Raw genomic sequence first — 24,059 nt, 5'->3', positions numbered from 1 at the left:
TCTATTTTTCTCCATGCCAGGTCACTTCGTGCCGCCTGCCGTGCTGATTTCGACCGGTTCGGAATTATTTCTTCCCCCGACGGCTTTAACGACAAACTCATAGGTTTGCGCGGAGTCGGTGCCGCTCAACGTATAGCTGTAGGCGGTCTGCCCGCTGACGGCCGGAACGTAGGCGCTCCAGTTGATGCCCGCCCTGCCGTTCTTCTCGTAAATGCGGTAGCCTCTAACCGGCTCGGATGTGCCGGCGGGAGCTTTCCAGGAAATAACCGCCTTGCCCGACTGTTTGACGGCGCTCGCATTTTCCACCTTGGCGGGCTTGCCGTCCGTCCGCTTGATGCTGTAGGACTCATAAACAGCGACGGGTTTGTCTTTTACGGCCGTATAAGACGTGAATTTGAGCACATCGCCGGTGATCGACACATCCACGAACATCTTCTTGTTCGGCTGCTCGTTCTTGGCGGCGAAGAACGTATCCGCGTTCGGGTTCAATTCGTAGAACTTCGAAGCGGCGGAGTTGCCCATCAGGTACACGGTGCCTTTCGGATTCACGACGTGGCCCTGCTCGTCGATAATGACGTTTTTGATGGGAACGTTATTCAGCATCTGATAGGATCTCATGTACATATGGTCATGCCCTTCGAAAACCATGTCCACGCCCAGTTCGTCGAATACCGGAATGAGATACTTGCGGTAAAATTTCACCCGGTCGTCTTCCGCCGACGCGTTGTCTCCCGAGGAATAAGGTCCTTTATGCATAGAAACGAACTTCCATTTTTTATCCGACTTGGCCACCTGATTCCTCATCCATTCCAGCTGCTTCGTAAATTGGGGATCGGCCTTGTACGGGGAAACCTCCCCTTCGTACTGGGAATTGATCTGCATAAAGAGCGCATCGCCGTATTCAAACGCATACACCGATCCGTCATGGGCGCCTGTCCCGACATCTTTGGGCAAATTGAAGTGGTTGTAAAAATTGTTGTTCGGGTAGTCCTCCACCTCGTGATTGCCGATAATCGGGGCGAACGGCACGTTGGCGAACTCTTTTTTCGGAACGCCCAGGAACCACTGCCACAGCTGCTCCAGATCCCCGTCATCCGTCAAATCCCCCGTCAGCAGGACGAATTTGGGATCTACCGTCTTCTCGATGGCTCTCTTGAACGTATCCTGCCACAGCTCGAAGTTGGATTTGCTGGAGCCCTGCGTGTCGGTCACGTACAGGAAGTGAAAGTCCTGATTGTCGGCCCGGTCCGTCGTAAAAGATCCGGTCTCGCTCCAGCCGTCCGCATCCCCGTTGCCGGCCCTGTAGACGTACTTCGTACCCGGCTTAAGCCCGCTAGCAGTCGCTTTGTGACTGGCGAATTTCTTGTATTTCTTCGAGCTTCTGTCGCCCTCGGTCATCAGCGTGTCGATGACGGTGACACTGCCCGTGTAGCTCTGCGCCAAGTCAGCCGGGAACGTGCCGCCCGGGGCTTTGGATGCTTCCACCACCTGGACAACCGTGCCTTTCACCGTTTCGGCCGTATACCAGTCGAACGAAATGCTTGTTTTCGGGTCGCCGTTGAACGTCATGTTCAGCAAAGACGGCGTTTTGATGCCGGAGTCCGGCAGCCTCGTCGTGAAGCTCCACGTAATGTCGGCGGACGGGGCTGCGCCATCCTGGGCGCCTTTTACGAGTCCCTTGGGAACGGTGACCTTGTAAGTTTTTCCGGCCGCCAGATCGGGATGGCTGATTTTGAGGACACTGCCGTTCACCGCCGACGAGACGCCGGAAAGCGGAGCGCCGCCGCTGTCCGTGATCGCCGCTTTATACGCGTTGTCCTGTACCACGGCTTTGTTGAAGGTCACGCTGATTTCGGTGTTCACAGCCGCGTCGGCCGCACCCGGAGCGGGAGTTCTGCTTACAGCCGTCGTCGGCTGTTCCCCGGGTTCGCCGCTGCCGCGTTCGCCGGTCACGAGCACATCTTTGATCCGGCTGGAACCCGAGCTGGATACCGTGCCGCCGCTTACACTGGCGGTCGAGCTTACGACCCAGCGGATGTAGAGCACATCCTGATCGCCGGTCCCTTGCGGCAAAGAGAGGTTCGTTAATTTGCAGGTATTGTTCGGACAGCTGAAATTATTTTGGGCAAGGACCAGCTTCCCGTTCGGAATGTCCGTCCACGTCTGCTGATCGGTGCTGAATTGAACTTTGAAGTCACGCGGACCCGTGCTTGAGGAAGTGTGCTGCGATGATAGGGTGATGTTCTCGTACCCTTTGGTGGAGAGTGCCGCGAGCCAGTATTTCTTGCCGCTGCCGTCGTGCCAGCCCTGATTGCGGACACTGTTTTCGCCGGATTCGTATGTGTACTGGTCGGTATTGGTACCTATGTCGCGGATCGAAGAGGCCGATTGGAACACGCCGCCCGTGGCGGGAAATACACCGTTACTGCCTTTGTCCTTGAAAATCCACTGCGCCAGCGTTTCTTTAATCGCCGCCGCTTCCGTCCGTGCGCCATTGCTCGCTCCCGCCGTACCGCTTGCCGAAACGGCTCCGGCCAAGTCGAGCGCCAGCAGCAGGAACACGACGAACAGACTGATGGAACGCGTCATTCTTTTTCCGGGAAAAGCTCGATACTTCCGCATTTCGCTTCCTCTCCTCATGTGATCAGATGGGTAAAGCGGTGCATTCACAAAATTAAAGCGCTTTAATTTTGCTTCATTTATCTTATCACGGATTCCAAATTTTTGTAAATTATCAAAGATAAGCGAGTAACCAAACAAAAGGGCGCGGGCATGTTCATTCTCACAGTGGCGCAGCACAAAAAGCACGGGTCCTCGCGGACTCGCGCTTTCGACAAAGCCGTGCGGTTGTAAGGCTCCTCTGCCTTTCCTATAAACCGAGCGGGCCGCCCGGCTCGTCAGCCTTTCATAACACTGTCGGAACTGTACGTATCCGAGTATTGAGTCTCGCCTTCCTTCAGCCACACATCCGCAAATTCGTCCGGATTTTGCTTAAATTGCTCCAATACGTACGAGCAGGCGGGAATAATTTTTCTGCCGTTCTCGCGGGCCTCGGCTACGACATAATCCAGCAGCATTCGACTCAGGTTACGGCCCCGGTACTTGGGGTCGATAAACGTATGATTGACGATCCATGTGTCCACGTCGACCATGTGGTACGTCATTTCTCCCACTGTGCCGCCTATGCCTGTCAGGATATAACTGGTTCCCTGCTTCTGGACCACAACGTCCACATATCCCTCTTCGCCCGTCTCGCGAGGGACGGAATTCTTATCCTCCGGCGGGTTCTGATTCAATTCACTCATTTTATCGCACCTCCTGAAAAGAGTTCTCGTTCTGTAGGCAAGCGGATGAAACCGCGCTATAGAACCTCTTTACCCTAAGAGGGGGGTTGTGAAGCTGATTTTAACCGATGACAGCCTTCCAAAACCTCTCTTCAACTCTCCGAAAAGAAAGGGGATTTTTGGCGAAAAAACGAAGGTTCCACGCCTCTATTCCGCATTCGGTGTCGAATGGAGCTGATTTCTACAAATAAGGACAAAAACTGAACAAAAATTGTCGATTACTTTTTTAATTGGTTATGGTACTATAATTTGTAAAATACTTTATCTAAGTAAAGCTTTAGGATTCATGATTTTTGCAAGCGCTTCGATTATCTGAAAATCACGTTTCCCCCCAATTAACGATGAAAATGGATGAATGGACATCTTATTTTAGCAAGGAGGTGAAAACAGTACTATGTACCTTCCAAAATGGAGCGGCTTGTACGTCCACGTCAAATGGTTTACCGAAGACCACGTCTGGAACCCGCAGCCCATGACCAAAGTCATCACGCCCGCTTTTCTGCTGTGGCTCGGGGTCACGCTGGCCGCTCTGCTCGTCTGTGTCCTCTTCAGCGAATCGTTGGAGCGGATCGGTCTTGTACACCGGGTTCATCAGTTTTTGAACGGATTAAAGCGCTATCAATTGCTTATTCTGCGCGTCGGTGTCGGTTTGGGTCTGCTGATGCAGCTTTCTACGGGCACGTATCTCGCGCCGGCTTTCGTATCGGACCATGTCTGGGTATACGCCGTGCTGATTCTGGCTATCGCCGGGCTTCTCCACCGCAGGCTGCTGGTCGTGAGCGGTGCCGCTCTCGCTGTCCTGTATGGGTATTCCCTCATTACATACGGGCTCTTCCACGGGCTTGATTATTTTTTCTACGCCGGCGTTATTTATTACCTGCTCGTCACCGAGAGCCGCTGGAAGCAATCGGCTACACCCATTCTCTACCTATGCACGGGGCTGTCCCTCGCCTGGCTTTCCATGGAAAAAATGACACTGGCCAAGCTCGCCTGCTCGCTTATGCACGAGTACGGACTCCCTACGCTCGGCTTCACGGTTGAGGATTTCGTGCTGATCAGCGCGTTTATCGAAATGGGGCTCGCCTGGGCTTTTATCATGGGGATCATGAACCGCTTCACCGCTCTTCTGCTTACCGGCGTTTTCCTCATGACGACCACCTTTTTCGGGTTCAAAGAAATCGTGGGCCACACCATTATGCATACGATTCTTATTTTGTTCATTATCGAAGGGAGCGGTGCCGCCAAAACGTTATACCAGTTCCACCGTACACCCGTCATGCGATGCTTGTTCGTTGCCGTTAACTTCTGCATCGTCGTGTTTGGTTTGATGGGCATTTATATCTGGCTGGGACAATTTAATCTACTCTAATTTTCGGAAAGAAGGAAACTGATACCTACTTCTCCCTCGACAAAAAAAGGACGCAGGCTGATCGGTTGGAACAGCCCCGTCCTCTTTTACATGTCCGTTATCGGCCCCGGTTGGCACGCAGCCCCAGACCCTCCAGCTCCGCCAGGGCGTCTTTCGCGCTCCGCTGCGGATTTAGCGCCGCTATAAGCTCTTCCGTAACAGCCGCATCCGCGAATAGCCCGCGTACCGCTTCAAGATCGACCGGTTTCTCGTAGTAGGACACGGCCCATTCCGCATGTTCTTCCGGTGTATTCTTCAGATAGCCGAGCAGAAAATCGGACCCGTCGTCCTCCCCTTCGGCTTCCTGAAGATCTCCGGTCTTCCACGCCGAATCGCTGGCCTGCCGCCAGATGCAGAACGTAACGTCCTCCCGTTCGAACAGGTCGTTGTCCAGATAGGCCAACAGTCCGGCGGGTGCCGTCTCATACATGCCCGGCCATACGCCATACTCCTCACGGGCATGCGGGCTGAGGGGCGACATGTGGTCAAAGCCCTTAATGATAACTCCCTCTTCCGCGAAAACCACGTACACGTCATCGCCCGCCCCGTTCTCGACGATCCCTAGAGCGGCGTCTGCTTTCCAGTCCGGCACGTACCGGTACACTCTCAGCCATTCTTCCCCGCTCATGATTACATCCAAAGCGGCCATATGCAGCAGCTGCCTTTTCAGCTCAGCCGGTTCCGGCAGCGGACGTTCCCAGTTTTTCATTCGTTCTCCCCCTGTCGGCAAGGTTTCTCCGGCTCCTCGCGTGAGCCTTTTTATCCGAATGTCCTATTCCTCGTTCTCTGTTCGGATCATCCTTATCGTACAAAAGTCTTCCTGCCTGTACAAGCCGCAAGGTCCTGTTGAGTATCCCCGTCTTATCTCACCTCAAACGACGCACTCCAGACCTCGCACTTAACGCTTGAAAAGCGTTATTCGGCAGCAGCCCGGTGTTCCACCGAGTCCGCTTGAGCACGGAATACGCTCATTTTAATCAGGATCAGGAAGAACGCCAGGACAGCGAACAAGATCCCGCTCCAGACAAGCTGATGCACACCGAGCCGGAAAATAAACCAGCCTCCGGCCGCGCTTCCTATCGTAATCCCCAGATTCGAAAACGATACGAAAAGACTGTTCCCGAACTCGGGAGCTTCTCCCGATTCCTTCATCATCCATGTCTGGCTGATAATGAGCCCGCCTGAGTGTACAATCCCCCACAAGACAATCATACCGATCATGGGAACCAGATAGGACCCGAGCCAGTAGTTCATCAAATAAATGACTACGTACAGAAGCGGAAACAGCAGAACTGTCTTCGTTACGCTCTTCTGCAGCAGAACACCGAACAGAAAATTTCCCATAATCATAACGACACCGAACACCATCAGCATCGCACTGATTAACGAACCTGTCATCCGGGTCACTTGGCCCAGATACTCCGCAAAGTAGCTGTAAACCGAGAACATAGCCGCAAACAAGCACATCACGGCAGCAATATTCAGCCATAAACCCGGTTTCCTTAAAATACCAAGCTGTTTGCCGTACGACATTCTTTCCTTAACCGGCATGGACGGCAGCCAGAAAAGGATGCCCATAAATGCGGCCCCGTTCACAAGCGCCCCGAACAGAAACGCCGCTTCCAGCGAAAGCTGCTCCGCCAAATAAGAAGTGAGGGGAACGCCGAAAGCGAACCCGACCGTAATGCCGGCAAAAACTTTGGTCACCGCTTGGCCGCTCTTTTCCGGGGGAACGAGTTTGGCTGCAGTCACCAGCGCTACCGAGAAAAACACCGGGTGGAAGAGCGCCGGGAGGATGCGGAACAGCAGCATCACGTTGTAGCTGGTCGTCATCATATAAACGAGGTTGGAAATCGTGAAGACAAGGACGGAAAGAAGCAAAATCCGTTTGCGATTTATTCCCGAGGCAAGCAGTGTCAGGAACGGTCCGGACACAGCCACCACGAGGGCAAACAAGCTGACCAGCAGGCCGGATTGGGAGGCCGTTACCCCGAATTTCTCTGTAATTTGGGGCAGCACTCCGACCACGCCTATTTCTGTCGTAATAATGCCGAAAACGCCCAAGGCGAGAATCACAATGAGCAGCGTATTTCTCTGTTTCATGCAGTAAACACTCCTGTCTGACTCGTATTTTGTATCTATGTGGAATGAGAAGTGAATTCTCATGAATAAGACGAATTCATACTTTTATTCATATATCTAAATATATAGATATATTTAAGTAAAAAAAAGCGCTCCTTCCTACAGTTCATTCCGGATATAATCGGCAAACTCCCGGATTGTTTTTTCATTGCGTCTGTAAAACGTCCACTTGCCTATCCGTTCCGATTCGACTAGACCCGCCTTCTGCATAGTAGCTAAATAGCTGGAAATTACCGATTGCGCGAGACCCGTCTTCCCCTGCATATCCGCTACGCAGACCCCGGTCTTGAATTCGATGCCGTGCTGGATGTACGGCGCCGGGTCGAAATGTTCGGCAGGATTTTTGAGCCAGTCGAGAATTTGCCGCCTTGTTTCGTTGGCCAATGCTTTGTAGATCAATAAAGGTTCCATGTTCCCTATTATATCTAGAATTGTAGATTTGTAAACCCGGGACAGATATGATTATACTCTTTAGAATTTAGTTCTAAACTACCAATTTTTTTATGTTATTCATTGGATATTGTCCTACAAAATTCCTGTTTTATCATTTTAAAATTTGTAAATATTTGCATTTATATTTAAATGTGGTAATCTATGCGTAAGCCTATTTAATAAAATTAATAGGTAGGAACTGGCCAGTTTCTAAAAAATAGTAGTGGAGGCGTTATTATGAAAAAAATACTATTAACTTCATTAGCTACTCTCTCTATCGCAGCCTCGATTGGCGGAAGTGCCCTGGCCCAAGAAGTACAAGTCACTCAAACAAACCTTACTGCAAGTAATGTATGGACAATCCACACCTACCATGTCGTCGGAGGCACCAAGGGTTGGAGCGTTCCCAGTTTCGGAAAAGTTTCTTTCCAACTGGTTGAAGGGTCTTCCAGCGGCTTAAAGTTTGAAGATAATTATATTTATTTCCTCAAGCCCGGTTACTATGTCGTTAACATTTACAATTCTAGCGGCACTCTTATTGAGATCAATCAATTAACTGTAACTTAAACAACTCTATTCTTCAAAATTTAAGATAAGAAAAGCTGACTCCTACCGTGGTAGAAGTCAGCTTTTCTTCTATGAAATTTTTCCACACGCCTCTCCTTCCTAAGGCGCCAAACACCCCCTGTTCACCAACTCCGCGGCGGGCTATACTTAGGGAAAAAGCGGTAAAGGGGCAATCTACGTTGAAAAAAGCGCTTGTGATCATCGACATGCAGGAAGTGTTCTACACGTTGCCGGAGAATCACCTGTACCGGAAAGACGAGCTGGCCGGCCGGATTAACGTCCTTATTGACAAAGCCCGCTCCGCCTCGGTTCCCGTCGTATTCATCCAGCACACCAGCTCCGATCCCGGCGATGAATTTTACCCGGGCAGCTCGGATTGGCAGCTTTATCATGGATTGGCGCGGCGTGAAGATGACACGGTGATCCGCAAAACGACGTGGGATGCTTTTCACGAAACGGAGCTGCCGGACTTTTTACAAAAGCAAGGGGTCGAACAGCTCGTGTTTGCGGGCGCCCAGACCGAATTTTGCCTGGATACCACCCTGCGTTCGGCTTACAGCCACGGATACAAGTGCAATCTAGTCGCAAAAGACTGCCACAGCACCCTGGACAGCTCCGTCCTGCCCGCATCCAAAATTATTGAGCATCATGAAAATATTTGGAACGGAAGGTTTGCTTCGCTGCAGCCTATGGAAGCCATCGCTTTTTAACCGCCGGCAAAAAGCAAAGAACCGCCCGCTTCTCCGACTCCGTGTCCTGTGCCTTGTCGTCGAAACCCCAGTGCTCACGCCGGAAATGCGGCGGCATCTCCGCACAAGATGACGACATGATCGGCCCGGTCAAGCAGCGCCGGATCGATTTTGTCCGACGTCTGGGCCGAAATGTCTACGCCCGCTTCATTCACGCCAGAATCCTTAACCAGAAGTACAGGCCCAGCAGGGTAATAAACAACGTAGGAACGGTAAGAAGAATCCCCGTTTTAAAATAAGTGCCCCAGGAGATCTTCAGTCCTTTGGAATTCAGGACATGAAGCCAGAGCAGCGTCGCCAGGGAACCGATAGGGGTAATTTTGGGTCCCAGGTCGGAGCCGATCACATTCGCATAGATCAACGCTTCTTTGGCGGCGCCCGCCGAGCTGGTTGCATCAATGGCGAGGGCGTCAATCATGACGGTAGGCAGGTTGTTCATGAGCGACGATATCAAAGCGGCAAGAAAACCCATCCCCATCGTCGCCGCGAACATCCCCTGGTCAGCCGCCGCCTGAATAACACCGGCCAGCAGATCCGTTAAGCCTGCATTGCGCAGCCCGTATACGACCACATACATCCCGACGGAAAAAAAGACGATCGCCCACGGAGCGCCTTTCACCACTTCCCGGACCGGAACGGCAGAGCTTTTACGCGCCATCAACAGGAAGAAAACAGCAATAGCGCCGGCGATAACCGACACGGGAATGTTCAGAAACCCGCTGACGAAATACCCGGCCAGCAGAACTCCCAGCACCGCCCACGACAATCGGAACATGGCGGGATCTTTAAGCGCATCCGCCGGTTTTTTCACCTGCTCCGCGTCAAAATGCCGGGGAATACTTTTCCGGAAGAAAAGATACAGCACCAGAATGCTGGCAGCCAGCGAAAATACATTCGGCACGATCATCCGCCCGGCGTATTCCATGAAACTAATCCCGAAATAGTCTGCCGAAACGATATTCACCAGATTACTGACGACCAGCGGCAGCGACGTCGTGTCCGCAATAAAACCGCCTGCGATAATGAAAGGGAACACTTTCTTCTCGTCGAAACGCAGCGCCCGCACCATGGCCAGCACAATCGGAGTCAAAATCAAAGCGGCTCCGTCATTGGCAAAAAGCGCCGAGACAAACGCTCCGAGCACCGATACATATATAAACATGCGAAGACCGCTGCCTTTGGCCGCTTTGGCCATATGCAGCGCCGCCCACTCAAAAAAGCCGATCCGGTCCAGAATCAGCGAGATCAGAATAATCGCCACGAATGTCAGCGTTGCGTTCCAGACGATATTCGTGACATCCCACACATCCTGAAAGGTGACCACACCCACAAGAAGAGTTGCCGCCGCTCCCCCGCACGCTGACCAACCGATAGACAAATTTCGGGGCTGCCAAATAATCAGCGTCAACGTAATCAAAAAAATGAGACACGCCCACACTACAGTAATCACCGATCCAACCTCCAATTTAACGCTTCGTTCACGGTTACCAATAATTATTCATTATAAGAGCCCTGTAATCCGGAATATCCTAAAACAATTTCGAGCCGACATTATTATATAACCATATACTTATATATACAACCTCTTTTTCTTGATTTCAAATATACTTGCAACTTGCAATAATTCATTGTATAACAGATTCAGGAGGTGATTCCTTTGCAGGATGAACGGGAGCTTTTTCAAAGGATGACCCGGCGTTTCGGGCTGCTGAACAAAAACTGCTGCACAGTCGGCGGATGCGATATTTCCCTCGTCCAAAGCCACATTCTTTATGAAATCGACCGCCGGCACAAGCCTTCCATGCAAGAGGTAGCCGAAATACTCGGAACCGACATCACAACATTCAGCCGGCAGGTGCAGTCTCTGATCAAAATGAAACTCGTTCAGAAAACACCCGATCCTGTCGACCGGCGTATCCACACGCTCTCTTTGACCACGGAAGGAAAATTCGTCGCGACCGCGATCGATACCCAGATGAACGATTACCTCGAAGAAATTTTTTCTTATATGAGTGAATTTGAAAAGGAAACGCTGATCCGCTCCATTAAGCTGTTTAACGACGCAATGGGGAAATCAAGCCGCTGCTGTACCCCGGTTTCGGGGTAAGCTTTTCCAACAAATAGTTGCATTTTGCAAGTATATCAACAGACTATTCATTTATTCAGGAGTGATTATAATGACAAAAGAAAAACGCGACCACGATCTGATTCGTCACAATGTACGCAGCAAATACAAAGAAGTAGCCGTCAAATCCATCCCGTTGACCTCCTGCTGCTCTCCCGGTGCGCCCGCGGAAAGCCAGGCAGAAAACCAGACGGAAAGCTGCTGTGATACCCCCGCCGATTTCGATGCCATCTCGGCCAGGCTGGGCTATTCCGGAGAGGAACTGACCGCCGTGCCCGAGGGTGCCAATCTGGGTCTGGGATGCGGCAATCCTCAAGCCATGGCGGCTCTGAAGCCCGGCGAAACCGTGCTGGATTTGGGCAGCGGCGGCGGATTCGACTGCTTCCTGGCCTCCCGGCAGGTAGGTGCCGCCGGCAGAGTCATCGGAGTCGACATGACTCCCGAGATGGTCACCCGTGCGCGCCGCAACGCGGAGAAGGGCAATTTCTCCAACACCGGCTTCCGGCTCGGAGAAATTGAGCACTTGCCTGTCCGCGACAGCTCTGTCGATGTGATTATCTCCAATTGTGTCATCAACCTCTCGCCGGATAAACAGCAGGTATTCCATGAAGCTTTCCGCGTCCTTAAGCCGGGAGGCAGACTCGCCATTTCCGATATTGTCACCACGGCCGAGCTTCCGGAGGAGATCAGAAACGACATAAACGATCTCTACTCCGGCTGTATTTCCGGCGCTTCTTCCATCGCCGATTTGGAGCGTCTGCTGCAAAACAGCGGCTTTACCGGTATTTCAATCGAGCCGAAAGATCAGTCCAAAGCTTTTATTAAAGACTGGGTTCCAGGCGCGGCGATTGACCGGTACATTGTCTCGGCGGTCATCCAGGCCGTTAAGCCTTCAGGCGCAGACAGTTGACAACAGGAATGCTTCAGCGTCTCTCCATACGGCGGATGCTGCAAGAATCAGATGTTCCTCGTAAACCATCGGCATCCTGCCGAGCCCGGCACTATGCCTGCCTGGGCTTGCCCCGAAAGCTGCCTACCACCGGATCCGCCGGATCAGATCGAGAACCTTCTCCCGGGCCTCCGGTTCCATCGGCCACTGCTTGATCTCTCCGGCAACCCGCTCCAGGCTCGTGTAGCCTTTGGCCAGTCCGTTCAGCCTCGCCGCCAAAGTCGAATTCACCAGCTCGCGGTGAGAAGGATACAATGTGCCGAGTTTGTCGACGGCATCGGGAAATCTTTTCAAATAATATTTCTGGTGCCGTTCTTCAGCCGGATAAAAAACCGAATAGGGAGCCGCTTCCGTCTCCCTTTCCGTGCTTCCCTGCTTCTTACGCCGGGAAATCACCGCTTGTATGGCCTCCTGCTGCTCCCTGTTATGATACAAAATCAGCGACAAATACTGCCGCCCTTTATACCCGTTAATGTTGACGGGATTGTGGTTGTCCCAAAACACGTCCAGAATATCCTCAAACGTAATCACCGCCGGGTCAAACTCCAGCTCTACCGTCTCCGAATGGTCTCCCATTTCGCGATAAGTCGGCTGTTCGGTCCTTCCTCCGGCATAGCCTGTCCTGGTGCGGATTACACCGGGCAAATGGCCGAACAAGGCATCCGGGCTCCAGAAACAACCCATTCCGAGCGTTGCCGTTTGCAGATTGTTTTGCGGAAGCGTACGCTCCGCCGTTTCCTTTCCGGCACGACAATCGTTCATTCAATCCGGCCTCCTCCGTATGAATAAGTCTATCCGGGCTAATGTTCCCCATCCGCAGGTGCAGCTAATAAAAAAACACCTATCCAGGTGTTTTTTACCGCTCTAGCAGCTCGTCTATTTCCTTTTTCAATAAAAGGTACCTATGAACGCTTCTCATGATCGGCACCTTGGTCAGCGTGCTTTTATCTACATAAGTCTTCATCTGATCTTTGGACAGCCCCAGTAAATTTCCCGCTTCCGTGACCGTCAAAACAACCTCGTTACTCGTCGCATTGAACGTCTTTTTTACCTTTTGATTCCAATCCTGGAATGCTTGCATAGGGACGGCAACCTTCCTAATCTTAGCCAGTACATTTCTTGACTTATTGTTTAAGTATACCACATGAATGGAGGTTTACCTAAGCTCATCGGAATTTGGCAAAGCCTATTTTACATCCGTCTAAGCACCAGTTATGACAGAAGCCCATACAATACCAAGGTCAAATACCTACACCATTAGACAGGGAGGCAGCACATATGAGTTTTCACGGAGGATTCGGAGGCTTTGGACCCGGTGGTTTCGGGCACGGCGGCTTTGGGCACGGAGGTTTTGGGCACGGAGGTTTTGGAGGCCCGTTCGGGTTTGGAAGTCCGTTCGGATTTGGAGGATTTGGAGGATTTGGAACTCCGTTTGGGTTCGGGGGATTTGGTAGTCCGTTTGGGTTTGGAGGCTTTGGAACCCCCTTCTTTAGTCCTTTCTTTTTCCGCGAACATAATCAAGGAACAGCTAACCCGTATTTCCCTGGACAATCAACCCTATCTTACACAGGAGCTTCTCACTACACATACCCCGGGCAGCAAACGGCACCTCAATTTTACACCGATCAACTATGACCGCCTTGTGAAGAAAACAAAAAAAGGAGCTGCCGCCGCAGCTCCTCTACTCATTTAACCGGCCAATTTCAACCCGCCGACAGAGAATATAACGCCGATAATACAACCGATCCGTATCCAGCCTCTCGGTTCCTTGAAAAATAACATCCCCACTACGGCGGCCCCGACCGTTCCGATTCCCGTCCACACCGCGTAAGCCGTCGCCAGAGGGATCGTTTCCATTGCCCGGACAAGCAGTTGGAAGCTTACGAGAAATCCCCCGATAAGGATAATGTTGTTGGTGACATTGTTCTTTTGGGCGACCCGTTTAATCCCGATCACCCCGATCACTTCCAGCAGGCCCGCCGAAATGAGCAGCAGCCAATCCATCACGCCTCACTTCCTTTACCCGACAATTTCAAACCGACGATACACGTCAGCAGAAGAAGTATAAAAACAATCCGTACCATGCTGACAGCCCCTCCGGACATGACGATTTCCACAATCGTAGTCCCGAGCGTCCCCATACCTGCAAACACGGCATAAACCGTCCCCACCGGTAAAACCTTGGCTGCTCTAATGATTAAATCGAAGCTCGTCAACAGGGCGATAAGCACGACAATACCCGGGATAGCCTCATATTTGAATCCGCTTGCCCACACAATCTCCAGCAGTCCCCCCAGAATCACATAGGTCCATGCTCTGGCCTCACTCATCCGCACTTCCGATTTGGCTCCCATTCTACGACTGCCCCTCCTCCAAATGCTGTAAATGCCAGTCGACAATCCGGTCGATATAATCCATCACGTCGGCTTCCATTCCGTACACCTTCGCTTCTTCACCTTCTTCGGGACGGATTAATGCCCAATATTTTTCGATGAGCTGCTCATCCTGCTGAAACCAATCCATCGAAATTTCTACGATCCGAGCCGCAAGCTTTTGAGAAACGGCCGCAGACGGAGGCTCATGCAGATGCTCCTTGACCTCCCGGATCAATTTAGCCCACGCCATATTCCGCGGATCGTCTGCACTCAGGTCCGGTAAACTTTCAATGATCCGGATCTCCTTTTCCGTAAAATGTTGAGCCAGGAACGTTTCCCGGCCCTCGGATGGAGAGCTTAGAGACCGGATGAATAGAAAAATGTCCTCCGACTCGACATCTCCCTTCATCTCGAACGCGTGCCGTGTGATCTGGAGCAGTTTTTCCATCTCATCCAGCCGCCTTCTCTCTTCCGCAACCGCGGCCAGTTCAAAATCCAGATAAGCTCTCCAATTAATCTCGCTTGTCTCTTCCTCGGAAGAGAGCATTTTTTTGATCGAGGCCAGCGTAAAACCCAGCTCCTTCATCGCCGCAATATGCTGGAGCAGCTTAATTTCCCTGCCGGAATAGTACCGGTAGCCCGAATCCGCTACCTTTGCTGGCTTTAGCAGCCCGATTTCATCGTAATATCTCAGCGTTCTTATCGATATGTTCGTCTTCTTGGACAACTCTCCGATACTGTACATCTATGTCCCTCCCTACCCCATAATTATACAGTCTCCAGTATAGGAGAGAGTCAAGGGAGCTATCTATTAAAAATTGAACATACAAAAAAACCAGCAGAGTTACTCACTGGTCTTTTAGATATTTCGTTGCTGCTTCATCATGAGGTTGGAGAAAAATCAGGGCCGAACAATCCGCCTTTACTTTATCTGCGAACAACTTAAGGCTTCTCCTGATCTTTAACGTCTTCCCTTACATAAGTTACTCTGTACTTCGTGACATGGCCAAGCTCTTCAAACACCAGCTTATTTCCCTTTAAAACATACTTATCTTTATTACCGTAAAAATCCCTCGTTAGTGTATTTCCTGAGATTGCAAGATCAAAATTTAAAGTAGCAATATCGGAAAATTCCACCATTTTATTGTTATAAAAATCGATGTCAATATAATCATAAAATGGTTCTTTGCCGAAAGGACCATAGGTTTTATCAGATTCTACCGTTCCTCCAACCCATTGGTCATAACGGATTTTATACCATCTTCCATGCCATTTAAGTGCGGTTGACATGTTTTCCGCTTTTGCGGCCGAATCCTTATAATTGCCCAATTCTTTGAATATTTCTCGTGCTTGCTCAAGCTCTTTACGGCTACCTTTCATATTGGCGGCAATCTGATATTTACTTTCAATCAGTTGGTTCTTACTATCCTTGTAGTCTCCAAGTTTTTCAAAATTGGCAGCCGCTTCGTTAAATTTCTCTTTTTTAAGATGAACAAGCGAGAGCTGATATACACTTTCCGTGTATTTTTCGGTAGCTTCTTTGTAATTTTTGATCGGGTCGAACTGTGCTACCGCCTTATCATATTCCTTATTTTCGAAGAAAGAATTCCCTAATTGTAGCCGACTCTCTTTCTCTTGTTCCAAACTATCACGATAATCGCCTAGTTGATAGAACGCTGTAATGGATTCGGTGAATTTACCCGTTTCTCTAAAATTCAGTGCTTGGCGGTAATCCGACTCCCTAACCATATTTTTCGCTTCCTTGAAATCCCCTAGGTTTTTAAAAAGCTCTTTTGCCTCTTCATAATTTCCTTCTTCAAGCTTTTGATTGGCCATAGCAAATTGGATTCTAGGCTCGGCTATTTTATAACCTATATATACTATTATACCAATCACTACAATTAGAGAGCCTATCCAAACAATTCTTCGTTGCTTTTTTACATTTGCTAATTTATTCTGTTTTTCTTTGTCAGCCTTTAATTTTTCATCTTCTATCCGTAAACGCTCTTGCTCATTCCTCTCTTCACGTAACTTTTCTTTATACTCGTTAAGGGAGTTTTGCAAAAATTCATGATTCACTTTTTTTAATTGCCAATCTATTGCCCTTCCACATCGTACGCAATTTGTCCTTTGATACTCATTAATCCTTCCACATAAACATGTCCAGGTACCATCGGCATATAATTGTGGTTTGACTTTTTTCTCAAAAGAATTCGTTTCGGGAACTATTCTTTCCAGTTCTGTAACAAGCTCTCTTCCTAAATCGTCTAGTAGTATTTGGCTTGGATACGCCTTAGCGTCAGACTCTTCAATGATTCTAATTTCTCCATCCGTAAACATGACCTTACTAAAAAGAATATTTACCTTGCGTACCCTCGGATCTCCCAAAAAAATAGGATTCTGTTCACCAAAGGTAGTTCCAGAGCCTATATTCAGATCTTGAAAAGCAAACTCTACTATATTGTTTTCCGAAATTGCTTCACCAGTTTCATCAAAACACATCACTTTAATATGAACAGATGAGATATTTTTATCGGAAATGTTGCATAACCTTAGCTGCAGTAGGACCTTCCCTTCTATTTGGTCAATCAAAATGGCTCCTTTGATCACTTCTACAAGAGACGTAGGGCTCCACGTTAGAGGGTGGTAATCCGCGAGTTTTCTATACCTGGATTCAGTCATGTTGTTCACCTATGCCTTTATAAAGGAGGTAATTCGTGCGAGATTATTTTTTCTTGATCTATACCATTGCTTCTAACTTCGGATAATACTGCCCTTTCTTGATCCTTGGATCTTAGATAAAGAGCCGTACAAAAAAACATGGTCGCGCAAATAAAAGCCGAACAACCCAAAACGCCATACCCCGTAAAATAATTGGAATTTATGATGTAATTGTAAGCATCGCCGCCAACATAGGCATTTCGATTTAAATCGGTAAACTTTTCGCTACTGTAGTAATTAAACTTCTTATCGAACCCTAAATAAATCAGCAAACATCCGGCTGTTAAAAGTATTGCCGCAAAAGTAAAACAAAGGCGGTATGTTTTTACCATCTCTTTCTGCTCCCCTTATACTAGTATCACTCGCTGTACAATCATGATTCCCTTAAGTCTGGTTAATACTGCATCCTTTTCCTTGATAATACGCCTGACGCCCCTCCTCAGTTTATTGATTTAACTATTATCGTCTATTTGGTTTTAAGTTTTAATAGTTATGCCCTTATTTAGTTCTTTATTTAAAAATTTCCTCATTATCACTATTATGATCCTATAGTCCCAGCTGTTGCATTAGCTTTAACAATAACTCTAGTTGCCATAAAAAAACACCTCCAAGTTGTCTACCGCGTCGTAAGACGTGGGAGCATTCTTCTTGAAGGTGATTTGATTTGTTTCACATTAAGGGTCAGTCCGTCTTCATCGGTTTTATACACAGGGTATTTATTTTAATTGTCCATAAGGGGTGCACTTCGTTTTCCCTCCAGCCCTTCATCTGAGACACTCTGCTGGGTCGGAAGGCGAGACGGCACGGGATTCGACACCCATCGTAGTCACATGACTAAACCGAACTCCCGGTTTCATTGAAATTCAATCGTTCCAACCGATCAATGAGCTGCCGTAGGCTTGTTTGGTCCTTACCGTAGGACCTGACATCCTCTCCCAGCATTTTTTCTGCCTTTTCCCTTGTGAGCGTAAAGCTGTACGCCGGGTCAACATTCGGACTCGTAGGGTCCGCAATCGAATAGGTGATCCAATCGACGTTATCAATCAGGCTCAGTAGCAGGACGGAATTCCGGTAAAAAGCTTCTCCGCTGATTGTTCCGTCTTTTAACACAACCGTATCGTCGTTCACGACATAATAGACCGTAACTCCGTAAGGCTGTGCCTTCGTTTGAAGCTCGATGCCCCTGCCTTCCAAGCCGCTTGGCCTGGGCATTCCGCCGATGAGGCCGCCTACCTTTATGTGGTTGCCGACATAGAGCGTTTTGTTCCCCATAAGCATGTCCATATCATACCCGGAATAGAGCGGCTGCGAGGATAACTGGGACGAATGCGACAAAGGCTTGGGATCGGCCGCACAACCTAGTACCAAGGCTGCAATAACAAGTATGGAGCCTATGGCTATCCAAGAGGAGGGCTGACGATAGGCGAGAATATTTTTAATCCTTGCCTTAATATTCCCCTCCCCAAAAGCAAGCGGACTACCGGTCCGTAACCCACTCCCCCTTACCGCAAGTGAAAGCAGAGTTGTGGAGTAGCTTCCTTTAATCTGGTCGCCCATCTTGTCCACGACACACTCATCACAGGACATCTCCATGTCCTTGCTCATGAGCGCATAAGACAGCCACATAAGAGGGTTAAACCAATGGACAGTCAGAATCACGAACGCCACAGGTTTTATCCAATAATCCCGTCTCCGGATATGTGTCTCTTCATGCAGTAAAATATACGACAGCTCATGCTCGCTAAGACCGGTCGGAATGTATATTCTCGGCTTCAGAAAACCGCATACAAAAGGTGTGGTGATCCGGTCCGTTTCGAAAATATTATCCTTTACGAGTGTCGCCGTTTGGATTCTGCTCCTTAATTTCAAATAAGACAGGACGCTGTATAAAAGGAGAACGAACGTGCCCGTTACCCAGATTATACTTGCAATCCACAAGATGATTTGCATGGGATTTGCGCTTGACGAAGGCGCGGCAGCCGGGAGAGTCGAGTTAATAAAATGGCTTATTCCGCTTATTCCGGCATCCACCACAGGATGTTTTTGCATCCCCATATCCTGCGGCACAAACTCCATGAAGCCTGTTCCGGACCTGCCTTGGGGCTGTACCAGCCGTAACAGGCTAAAGCTTGAAGTGAAACTAACGGGAATGACCAGTCTTACGGCTACGGCAAGCCATAATAGATAAGAAAATATCTTAGGAGCTCGTTTCAAAAGAAATCTCGTGATAATAACCGCAATTGCGACATAGCTGGCCGTAATGCTCATATTAAGGATCGTAAGGAACAGGCTCGTCATCGGGTTGCCTCCTCAATAATCCGCTTCAGCTCCTCAGCCTCCTTCTCCGACAGTTTCTTTTCACCCAGAAAAGCGGTTAAAAACTGCGGCAAAGATCCGTTGAAGGCTTTATCGACAACCGTCCGGCTTTCGTATTTCTGCGCGTCGGTTTTCTTAATGATTGCGGTGACCGTCGCTCCCTCGTTTTTGAGGATCCCCCGCTCACAAAGCTTTCTTAACACGGTATAGGTTGTGGACTTCTTCCAGCCAAGCTTTGTTTGGCTTAGCTTTACCAGATCGGTAGAGTTGACCGGCTCATGATCCCAAACCAGACAGGCAAATTTGTATTCGGCATCGAACAATTTGTACGGTTCCAATCGGATCGCCCCCTTGCGGGTTTATTATGATAAACCTTGATGTAATGAGTTTATTGTAGTAAACCTCTGTTGTCAAGAGTGGGGGCAGCAAAAAGACCCAGCCTGTCGGTCGGGTCTCTTGTATGTATGGGGCGGTTCGTAAAGTGTAAATTCAAAATCCGTCGCCGCGTAAGGTTTGAAATATTCTGGGATAGCGCAGCTAAACCCCCGCGCCCACAGTCAATTCTTTAGAATTGATCACTAACCCCGCAGCCTGGATGAAATCAAAACCTAGTATTCCGTCAATTTCCAACCCGTAATTCATTTCTCCTATCTCTACTTCAAAAACTTCCAAAGAAACCTCGCCTGTCCTCACGAAGTCAAAATATTTAGAGTAAACGACTTCTACTCCCCCTACACCCCTTATCTTATTCAGAACATCCTCAGGTTCAACCTTAACTCCGATCGCATCTACTACATCTGCACTGAAAATTGTTCCCGCCGAACCAGTATCGAGCAAAACGTGCTTCAAATGAAGTTGTTCGCCCCGATAACAAATCACAACTTCTATAAATGGTAACCCGTACTTTACCTCAATATTCATCTGGGCCCTCTAACCCCCGCCCACTTCTCGCGAAGCTTCAGCTTTTCACGAGATGTGTGAAAGAAACCATACTCCCGGTAAGGCTGTTCCCGATGCAATTCGTAATAACGCTTCATTGCCACTGCGGAATCGTCGAATCGATCAATAAGTGCCACTTCATCAATGAGCCAGTAACCGTCTTCTGAATGAGACTTCAAAGCCTCACAGACCACCCACTCGTCTGGAAATTGCTCTCTAACCTCTTCCCAACGCATCTTCGTCACCTCTGAAAGTTAGTACTTTTTTACTTTAAGTATAGCACACTAAAAGCTTTGCTCCTCTCAATTACTAATAACCATTCATGTATAACTCAACCTTATTTTGAATGTTCTCGATAATATGCTGTATTTGTGAAACCGAGACTCCGAGGTGCCTAGATATCTTAATCAAATCGCGATCTTCTATTAAATGGAGGACAACTCGCTTCTCTATTATTGACAAATTCTCTATAAAATAATTCACTTCAAAAACAGTTTCATCGTGAGAGTTTGAACCTAAGAAGTTAGACAAGGCGGAGAAGGTACTATTGTTGTTGAACAACGGGGCGTCTAGAGAGAGCAAAGACTCCAACTTCCTTGCCTTCCATGCCTCTTTATTTTTGTCCCTCATAATGAATTTCAGTTGTAAAAGCATGTATTCTTCAAAACATCCATACTGCACCTTATATGTACGTATTGCATGGATTAGGGCAAGTGCACCTTCTGCAATTCGGTCCTCTAACTCCAAGCCTTTATAGGAGTCTTTACATTCCTGTGTGACAAGAGATATATAATGTCTCACAACATCATCTTCAGTAATTTTTTCCATTGCCTTATTTCTTCTTTGGAAGCATAGCTTTAAGTCCATTTGTTCTTGGTTTTTTAGGAGTCGCTCTTGGAGTTGTTGGTGCAGGGGTAGAGGGAATTAACGTGGCTAGCCATAGTTCATCTATTTTTTCAACTGAATATCTAGCGGGCAAACGAATCCCGCGTTCCTCAATGCAATGAACCAAGTACTCATCCCTGACTACTCCATTCTTCGGAATGCGATACCCCTCTTCTGGAAAGCCTATCAGTCCCAGTCTGGTACCATCTGAATTGACCCCAATTTTAATTTTTTTGGGGATATTTTCACAAAGGTTCTTATTAAAAGTAATCGTTTTCTCTTTTGATATTGTTATATATAAAACCGGCTTAGGAGGACGTGGTAAAAACCATTCAAATTGTGGTAAATCAATCTTTATATTATTTTCAAATCTACCAATCATTCACTCTTCCCCTTTTAGGTAAAATTTAGTATTTATAAACTTATATTACCTTTGAAGATGGCATGTATCAAATGTATAATAGATATATACATCGAACATATTTGATAAAATAAACCATCTATATTATGCTTGGATTGTCGGATAGATGGTATTTATCTTTCTGCGGATTGAAATGATGTTTATATTTATTCGGAATAGGTCAAAGAAGCTACCTCGAAAACAGTAACTCTCTGTCCGAAGTAGCTTTTTGATTTATCGGGTTAACCTATTAATTGTAGAGTCACTCCATTTCCGTATTCCTTCACTCCGCTTCGTCCATGTCCATGTGGCTTCTACCTCTGTCTGAACTCAGCAAACTTCATGTTATGTTCACGCCTCCATCCCCTTATAACGAAAAATCGGTCACGCCCTTCTTGTAAGCATATTTCAGGGTGTAGGCGTCTCCGTTCTCATAGGGCATAGCTGCAATTTTAATGCGAGTATAATCCAGCCTGTATTCTCTTAAAACTCTCTTGATCAAAGCAATACCGCTTGCTTCATCCGTAACGACGCAAAATATGTTAAGAGCATAAGCAGTCGGGTCGGAAACGCATTTTCCCATATCAAACCCGTCCACATAGCCCAGCTCGGCATCCGATAAAAAAATCCCCAGATACTCCGTCACTTTGTCTTTTAACCAGTGGTCGCGCTGGCTGCCTTTTACGCTTTTTAAGGGAAACTGCACGACTAGCCAACTTTTTTCATTCATCTAAGTCACCGCCTAAACACTAAGTTAATTATCCCGTTTTGCGCGGGAAAATACTTCCCCCGAAGATTTCTATATATTAACAAGTCTTATAGTCAAGTTTACACGCAAGCTATATCCAACGCGACCTATTTTTGAGTTTAAAAGAGTTTGATCCCGCGCGCTTACCTCCCTGCTCCCGGAACAGCAAAAAGGCGCCGTTCCGCCGAGACCTTCTGCATGGTATAAAACGAGACTCAGCTCGGTAAATCCATAAACTCGCCGCAGCCATGACAAATGTCCAACTGCATCCTCCCCTATTCGTGCACTTGACGGAACATATCCGCTCCTGTGACATAGCGATATTTTTTCGTTCCACCCTTACCGGTGATCTGAAAAACTTGGTTATCCGGGTTATAAGTTACCGCATCTCCATATCCAGCCTTCAACGCCGCTTGAACATCGACCGATTGGATCTGGCCTTTTATATTTTTGTAAATATAGATTTCTTTGGCATAGGTCGATGCGACAACCTCGGTTACCCCATCCTTATCCAAGTCTTGTTCGTAAATGGTCCATGCATCCATTTGTTCGTAGGCCACAACCTCATCTTGGTTTAAGGCAATCCAATACACACATCTTCTTTCGGGGCCGCATTTGCCATCCAGTCGAAGATCCATCAAACCAAAAGCATCACTTTTTTGAAGTTTCGCTTCACTCATTTTTCCATAGCCAATCTCGTAAAACTCATCCTCGGTAGAACCAGGATGGTTGAAAATCTGAAATCCGAAATAAGAGATTGAATCCTCGTCCGATTTAATGTAATCCATGTACTTGCCGATTCCTTCAATAGACACCGTCTCTTTTACATGTACAGACGTCAACGGCAGCCGCGACAAAGTATATCCCCTAATTCCCTTATCTGTATCAGGGATGGCAGACAGTTCCTTTGCGGGCTCATAATGCAGGGCGATGTCTTCGCTGGAAGTTCCGTTGGCTCCCATTATCGACTTCTCCATTGTTTGAAAGACTGCCGGCAAACTATCAAAGACCGGAAAGAGCAGGAGGCAGATCAGAAGTCCTGCCAGCGGAGCAGTCATATAAATAAACGGGATTTTCAGTTTCTTTCTTTGATTCTGTTCAACCCGGGTAAGCACCGTTTGTTTCATCTGTTCAGTGAATACGTCTCTTCCGACGGAGCTTGCCTTAACCAACGCTGCCCAATTCGGTTTCTCACGATTCATGGTTCAGATTCCCCCATCTCTTTTCAACTTCCTTACGCGCTCTGCTCATTCTTGACTTTACCGTTCCTTCAGATATGTGAAGTAATTCCGCTATTTCTTGAATAGTCAACTCATGTTCCAAACTTAGAATAAGAACCTCTCTTAGTTTTCGAGATAAACCCATAATAATTTCACGGAGATCTGCAGCCGCCTGATTCGCCATATAGGAAACCTCGGCTGACTGTACTGTCCGAGTGCTTTTCACATTCCCAAACAGCAAAATCCTTCGAAAATAACTGGATTTCATTTCATTAATCGCAATATTTCTCGTAATGGAAAACAACCAGGTTTTGAAAGAGGATTGTCCTCTAAAGGTAGACATCTTCAAATGAACCTTAAGAAAGACTTCTTGCGCAATATCATTGGATTGTTCGTAATTACCGGTCAATGCATAGGCATACCTCCACACATCGTCCCCATATTGAGTCATCAGATTGTACAATTCCGTATTATCGACTTCTTGAAAATATTTTAGGTACTCCGTTTCCATCTATCTCCCCCCTCCCAACCTATTAGACAAGATAGCGTGCTCAAAGTTCCCTAAATTGAATCAACGCTATGAAAATATTTCTAAATACGGAGGAGAGTCTACGTACGAGTGGTAGTATGAGGCAGAAAAATTGCCATGAATGAGCTCCTGACCTGCTAAGGGGCAAAATAAAAACGCCTCACTCGGATACAGTCGGCTTACACGCTTAAACTCAGCCAAGTGTGCCGA

Annotated in this window: 28 protein-coding genes and 1 pseudogene; 6 read left to right on the top strand and 23 right to left on the bottom strand. The window is 48.0% G+C overall.

All coding sequences use genetic code 11. The features are described from left to right. Nucleotides 1–21: 21 nt before the first annotated feature. Entirely contained in the window at nucleotides 22–2,622 is a 2,601-nt protein-coding gene (locus HMPREF1207_RS14740) for a metallophosphoesterase (protein WP_016423777.1), read from the bottom strand. A 275-nt stretch (nucleotides 2,623–2,897) separates the two neighbouring features. Beyond that, nucleotides 2,898–3,305, bottom strand: a complete 408-nt coding sequence (locus HMPREF1207_RS14735; RefSeq protein ID WP_009675360.1) for a GNAT family N-acetyltransferase — start codon at nucleotides 3,303–3,305, stop codon at nucleotides 2,898–2,900. A 433-nt stretch (nucleotides 3,306–3,738) separates the two neighbouring features. On the opposite strand from HMPREF1207_RS14735, the gene HMPREF1207_RS14730 reads away from it, so the two are divergent. After that, the gene (locus HMPREF1207_RS14730; protein ID WP_009675342.1) at nucleotides 3,739–4,713 is read left to right on the top strand and encodes a hypothetical protein; all 975 of its coding nucleotides are present in this window, start codon (nucleotides 3,739–3,741) and stop codon (nucleotides 4,711–4,713) included. A 97-nt stretch (nucleotides 4,714–4,810) separates the two neighbouring features. Here HMPREF1207_RS14730 and HMPREF1207_RS14725 read toward each other — a convergent pair whose 3' ends face one another. The 3 genes from HMPREF1207_RS14725 to HMPREF1207_RS14715 all read right to left on the bottom strand — a co-directional run bounded on the left by HMPREF1207_RS14725 (nucleotide 4,811) and on the right by HMPREF1207_RS14715 (nucleotide 7,305). Continuing rightward, entirely contained in the window at nucleotides 4,811–5,461 is a 651-nt protein-coding gene (locus HMPREF1207_RS14725; protein WP_009675345.1) for a hypothetical protein, read from the bottom strand. A gap of 206 nt (nucleotides 5,462–5,667) precedes the next feature. After that, nucleotides 5,668–6,855 carry an MFS transporter gene (locus tag HMPREF1207_RS14720; protein WP_009675330.1) on the bottom strand — a complete coding sequence of 396 codons (1,188 nt, stop codon included), beginning with the start codon at nucleotides 6,853–6,855 and terminating at the stop codon, nucleotides 5,668–5,670. Nucleotides 6,856–6,993: 138 nt separating this feature from the next. Next, nucleotides 6,994–7,305 (bottom strand): ArsR/SmtB family transcription factor, encoded by a 312-nt coding sequence (locus HMPREF1207_RS14715; protein WP_009675357.1) that lies wholly within the window; start codon nucleotides 7,303–7,305, stop codon nucleotides 6,994–6,996. 258 nt (nucleotides 7,306–7,563) lie between these two features. On the opposite strand from HMPREF1207_RS14715, the gene HMPREF1207_RS14710 reads away from it, so the two are divergent. Together HMPREF1207_RS14710 and HMPREF1207_RS14705 are read left to right on the top strand one after the other, a co-directional pair. Beyond that, nucleotides 7,564–7,893: a hypothetical protein gene (locus HMPREF1207_RS14710; RefSeq protein ID WP_016423775.1), complete on the top strand. Its 330-nt coding sequence runs from the start codon at nucleotides 7,564–7,566 to the stop codon at nucleotides 7,891–7,893. A 179-nt stretch (nucleotides 7,894–8,072) separates the two neighbouring features. Beyond that, a complete protein-coding gene (locus HMPREF1207_RS14705) occupies nucleotides 8,073–8,603 on the top strand; it encodes a cysteine hydrolase family protein (RefSeq protein WP_016423774.1) in 531 nt (176 codons plus the stop codon). On the opposite strand, the pseudogene HMPREF1207_RS29850 reads toward HMPREF1207_RS14705, so the two are convergent. Together HMPREF1207_RS29850 and HMPREF1207_RS14700 are read right to left on the bottom strand one after the other, a co-directional pair. Then, nucleotides 8,581–8,797 (bottom strand): annotated as a pseudogene (locus HMPREF1207_RS29850) (hypothetical protein); the annotation flags it as partial. The gene HMPREF1207_RS14705 and the pseudogene HMPREF1207_RS29850 sit on opposite strands and share 23 nt — an antisense overlap. Further along, nucleotides 8,794–10,092, bottom strand: a complete 1,299-nt coding sequence (locus HMPREF1207_RS14700) for an arsenical efflux pump membrane protein ArsB (protein WP_009672943.1) — start codon at nucleotides 10,090–10,092, stop codon at nucleotides 8,794–8,796. The pseudogene HMPREF1207_RS29850 and the gene HMPREF1207_RS14700, both read right to left, overlap by 4 nt. Nucleotides 10,093–10,299: 207 nt before the next feature. Between HMPREF1207_RS14700 and HMPREF1207_RS14695 the strand changes: the two genes are divergently transcribed. Together HMPREF1207_RS14695 and HMPREF1207_RS14690 are read left to right on the top strand one after the other, a co-directional pair. Further along, nucleotides 10,300–10,749 carry a MarR family winged helix-turn-helix transcriptional regulator gene (locus HMPREF1207_RS14695; protein WP_009672936.1) on the top strand — a complete coding sequence of 150 codons (450 nt, stop codon included), beginning with the start codon at nucleotides 10,300–10,302 and terminating at the stop codon, nucleotides 10,747–10,749. A 70-nt stretch (nucleotides 10,750–10,819) separates the two neighbouring features. Then, complete coding sequence (locus tag HMPREF1207_RS14690) at nucleotides 10,820–11,677, top strand: arsenite methyltransferase (protein ID WP_009672939.1); 858 nt, start codon at nucleotides 10,820–10,822, stop codon at nucleotides 11,675–11,677. Between the two features lie 123 nt (nucleotides 11,678–11,800). Here HMPREF1207_RS14690 and msrA read toward each other — a convergent pair whose 3' ends face one another. Next, a complete protein-coding gene (gene msrA, locus HMPREF1207_RS14685; RefSeq protein WP_009672942.1) occupies nucleotides 11,801–12,478 on the bottom strand; it encodes a peptide-methionine (S)-S-oxide reductase MsrA in 678 nt (225 codons plus the stop codon). A gap of 94 nt (nucleotides 12,479–12,572) precedes the next feature. Then, on the bottom strand, nucleotides 12,573–12,797 hold the full coding sequence (locus HMPREF1207_RS14680) for a helix-turn-helix domain-containing protein (protein WP_009672945.1): 225 nt from the start codon (nucleotides 12,795–12,797) through the stop codon (nucleotides 12,573–12,575). A 303-nt stretch (nucleotides 12,798–13,100) separates the two neighbouring features. Here HMPREF1207_RS14680 and HMPREF1207_RS14675 point away from each other — a divergent pair, with 303 nt between their 5' ends. Next, on the top strand, nucleotides 13,101–13,409 hold the full coding sequence (locus HMPREF1207_RS14675) for a hypothetical protein (RefSeq protein WP_170318629.1): 309 nt from the start codon (nucleotides 13,101–13,103) through the stop codon (nucleotides 13,407–13,409). Here the strand turns inward: HMPREF1207_RS14675 and HMPREF1207_RS14670 are convergent. The 14 genes from HMPREF1207_RS14670 to HMPREF1207_RS14605 form a co-directional block, all read right to left on the bottom strand. Then, nucleotides 13,406–13,720 carry a DMT family transporter gene (locus HMPREF1207_RS14670; protein ID WP_009672940.1) on the bottom strand — a complete coding sequence of 105 codons (315 nt, stop codon included), beginning with the start codon at nucleotides 13,718–13,720 and terminating at the stop codon, nucleotides 13,406–13,408. The two genes, HMPREF1207_RS14675 and HMPREF1207_RS14670, sit on opposite strands and share 4 nt — an antisense overlap. Continuing rightward, entirely contained in the window at nucleotides 13,720–14,070 is a 351-nt protein-coding gene (locus tag HMPREF1207_RS14665; RefSeq protein WP_009672941.1) for a DMT family transporter, read from the bottom strand. Before HMPREF1207_RS14665 ends, HMPREF1207_RS14670 begins: the two co-directional genes overlap by 1 nt. Nucleotide 14,071: 1 nt before the next feature. After that, entirely contained in the window at nucleotides 14,072–14,836 is a 765-nt protein-coding gene (locus HMPREF1207_RS14660; protein ID WP_009672944.1) for a MerR family transcriptional regulator, read from the bottom strand. A 197-nt stretch (nucleotides 14,837–15,033) separates the two neighbouring features. Further along, nucleotides 15,034–16,773: a tetratricopeptide repeat protein gene (locus HMPREF1207_RS14655; RefSeq protein ID WP_016423773.1), complete on the bottom strand. Its 1,740-nt coding sequence runs from the start codon at nucleotides 16,771–16,773 to the stop codon at nucleotides 15,034–15,036. A 17-nt stretch (nucleotides 16,774–16,790) separates the two neighbouring features. Continuing rightward, the gene (locus HMPREF1207_RS14650) at nucleotides 16,791–17,144 is read right to left on the bottom strand and encodes a hypothetical protein (protein WP_016423772.1); all 354 of its coding nucleotides are present in this window, start codon (nucleotides 17,142–17,144) and stop codon (nucleotides 16,791–16,793) included. Between the two features lie 502 nt (nucleotides 17,145–17,646). After that, nucleotides 17,647–19,110 carry a M56 family metallopeptidase gene (locus HMPREF1207_RS14645; RefSeq protein WP_009676354.1) on the bottom strand — a complete coding sequence of 488 codons (1,464 nt, stop codon included), beginning with the start codon at nucleotides 19,108–19,110 and terminating at the stop codon, nucleotides 17,647–17,649. Beyond that, on the bottom strand, nucleotides 19,107–19,466 hold the full coding sequence (locus HMPREF1207_RS14640) for a BlaI/MecI/CopY family transcriptional regulator (RefSeq protein WP_009676362.1): 360 nt from the start codon (nucleotides 19,464–19,466) through the stop codon (nucleotides 19,107–19,109). Before HMPREF1207_RS14640 ends, HMPREF1207_RS14645 begins: the two co-directional genes overlap by 4 nt. A 199-nt stretch (nucleotides 19,467–19,665) precedes the next feature. Beyond that, nucleotides 19,666–20,049, bottom strand: coding sequence for a retropepsin-like aspartic protease (locus HMPREF1207_RS14635; RefSeq protein WP_016423771.1), 384 nt, complete (start codon nucleotides 20,047–20,049; stop codon nucleotides 19,666–19,668). Next, nucleotides 20,046–20,303 (bottom strand): hypothetical protein, encoded by a 258-nt coding sequence (locus tag HMPREF1207_RS14630; RefSeq protein WP_016423770.1) that lies wholly within the window; start codon nucleotides 20,301–20,303, stop codon nucleotides 20,046–20,048. The genes HMPREF1207_RS14635 and HMPREF1207_RS14630 overlap by 4 nt, the downstream gene beginning before the upstream one ends. Before the next feature lie 73 nt (nucleotides 20,304–20,376). Further along, nucleotides 20,377–20,895 (bottom strand): DNA-directed RNA polymerase sigma-70 factor, encoded by a 519-nt coding sequence (locus HMPREF1207_RS14625; RefSeq protein ID WP_009676361.1) that lies wholly within the window; start codon nucleotides 20,893–20,895, stop codon nucleotides 20,377–20,379. Between the two features lie 4 nt (nucleotides 20,896–20,899). Continuing rightward, nucleotides 20,900–21,334 carry a hypothetical protein gene (locus HMPREF1207_RS14620; RefSeq protein ID WP_036740130.1) on the bottom strand — a complete coding sequence of 145 codons (435 nt, stop codon included), beginning with the start codon at nucleotides 21,332–21,334 and terminating at the stop codon, nucleotides 20,900–20,902. A gap of 385 nt (nucleotides 21,335–21,719) precedes the next feature. Then, nucleotides 21,720–22,082: a hypothetical protein gene (locus HMPREF1207_RS14615; protein WP_009676352.1), complete on the bottom strand. Its 363-nt coding sequence runs from the start codon at nucleotides 22,080–22,082 to the stop codon at nucleotides 21,720–21,722. A gap of 293 nt (nucleotides 22,083–22,375) precedes the next feature. Beyond that, nucleotides 22,376–23,302 (bottom strand): hypothetical protein, encoded by a 927-nt coding sequence (locus HMPREF1207_RS14610; protein WP_016423769.1) that lies wholly within the window; start codon nucleotides 23,300–23,302, stop codon nucleotides 22,376–22,378. Next, on the bottom strand, nucleotides 23,292–23,831 hold the full coding sequence (locus tag HMPREF1207_RS14605) for an RNA polymerase sigma factor (protein WP_009676356.1): 540 nt from the start codon (nucleotides 23,829–23,831) through the stop codon (nucleotides 23,292–23,294). The genes HMPREF1207_RS14610 and HMPREF1207_RS14605 overlap by 11 nt, the downstream gene beginning before the upstream one ends. Nucleotides 23,832–24,059 lie beyond the last annotated feature (228 nt).

This window comes from Paenibacillus sp. HGH0039, assembly GCF_000411255.1.
In the GTDB taxonomy this organism is placed as follows: Bacteria; Bacillota; Bacilli; order Paenibacillales; family NBRC-103111; genus Paenibacillus_F.
Note: the sequence above shows the minus strand (reverse complement) of the source record. Positions and strands in the feature narration are given on the sequence as shown.

Excerpts from the sequence above, each read along its gene's own strand:
- HMPREF1207_RS14710 (WP_016423775.1), top strand. The coding sequence starts at position 7,564 with ATGAAAAAAATACTATTAACTTCATTAGCTACTCTCTCTATCGCAGCC.
- HMPREF1207_RS14720 (WP_009675330.1), bottom strand. The coding sequence starts at position 6,855 with ATGAAACAGAGAAATACGCTGCTCATTGTGATTCTCGCCTTGGGCGTT.
- HMPREF1207_RS14650 (WP_016423772.1), bottom strand. The coding sequence starts at position 17,144 with ATGGTAAAAACATACCGCCTTTGTTTTACTTTTGCGGCAATACTTTTA.
- HMPREF1207_RS14610 (WP_016423769.1), bottom strand. The coding sequence starts at position 23,302 with ATGAATCGTGAGAAACCGAATTGGGCAGCGTTGGTTAAGGCAAGCTCC.
- msrA (WP_009672942.1), bottom strand. The coding sequence starts at position 12,478 with ATGAACGATTGTCGTGCCGGAAAGGAAACGGCGGAGCGTACGCTTCCG.
- HMPREF1207_RS14605 (WP_009676356.1), bottom strand. The coding sequence starts at position 23,831 with ATGGAAACGGAGTACCTAAAATATTTTCAAGAAGTCGATAATACGGAA.
- HMPREF1207_RS14715 (WP_009675357.1), bottom strand. The coding sequence starts at position 7,305 with ATGGAACCTTTATTGATCTACAAAGCATTGGCCAACGAAACAAGGCGG.
- HMPREF1207_RS14670 (WP_009672940.1), bottom strand. The coding sequence starts at position 13,720 with ATGGATTGGCTGCTGCTCATTTCGGCGGGCCTGCTGGAAGTGATCGGG.
- HMPREF1207_RS14635 (WP_016423771.1), bottom strand. The coding sequence starts at position 20,049 with ATGAATATTGAGGTAAAGTACGGGTTACCATTTATAGAAGTTGTGATT.
- HMPREF1207_RS14680 (WP_009672945.1), bottom strand. The coding sequence starts at position 12,797 with ATGCAAGCATTCCAGGATTGGAATCAAAAGGTAAAAAAGACGTTCAAT.
- HMPREF1207_RS14655 (WP_016423773.1), bottom strand. The coding sequence starts at position 16,773 with ATGACTGAATCCAGGTATAGAAAACTCGCGGATTACCACCCTCTAACG.
- HMPREF1207_RS14735 (WP_009675360.1), bottom strand. The coding sequence starts at position 3,305 with ATGAGTGAATTGAATCAGAACCCGCCGGAGGATAAGAATTCCGTCCCT.
- HMPREF1207_RS14615 (WP_009676352.1), bottom strand. The coding sequence starts at position 22,082 with ATGAATGAAAAAAGTTGGCTAGTCGTGCAGTTTCCCTTAAAAAGCGTA.
- HMPREF1207_RS14725 (WP_009675345.1), bottom strand. The coding sequence starts at position 5,461 with ATGAAAAACTGGGAACGTCCGCTGCCGGAACCGGCTGAGCTGAAAAGG.
- HMPREF1207_RS14665 (WP_009672941.1), bottom strand. The coding sequence starts at position 14,070 with ATGGGAGCCAAATCGGAAGTGCGGATGAGTGAGGCCAGAGCATGGACC.
- HMPREF1207_RS14660 (WP_009672944.1), bottom strand. The coding sequence starts at position 14,836 with ATGTACAGTATCGGAGAGTTGTCCAAGAAGACGAACATATCGATAAGA.
- HMPREF1207_RS14645 (WP_009676354.1), bottom strand. The coding sequence starts at position 19,110 with ATGACGAGCCTGTTCCTTACGATCCTTAATATGAGCATTACGGCCAGC.
- HMPREF1207_RS14730 (WP_009675342.1), top strand. The coding sequence starts at position 3,739 with ATGTACCTTCCAAAATGGAGCGGCTTGTACGTCCACGTCAAATGGTTT.
- HMPREF1207_RS14630 (WP_016423770.1), bottom strand. The coding sequence starts at position 20,303 with ATGCGTTGGGAAGAGGTTAGAGAGCAATTTCCAGACGAGTGGGTGGTC.
- HMPREF1207_RS14625 (WP_009676361.1), bottom strand. The coding sequence starts at position 20,895 with ATGGAAAAAATTACTGAAGATGATGTTGTGAGACATTATATATCTCTT.
- HMPREF1207_RS14690 (WP_009672939.1), top strand. The coding sequence starts at position 10,820 with ATGACAAAAGAAAAACGCGACCACGATCTGATTCGTCACAATGTACGC.
- HMPREF1207_RS14740 (WP_016423777.1), bottom strand. The coding sequence starts at position 2,622 with ATGCGGAAGTATCGAGCTTTTCCCGGAAAAAGAATGACGCGTTCCATC.
- HMPREF1207_RS14620 (WP_036740130.1), bottom strand. The coding sequence starts at position 21,334 with ATGATTGGTAGATTTGAAAATAATATAAAGATTGATTTACCACAATTT.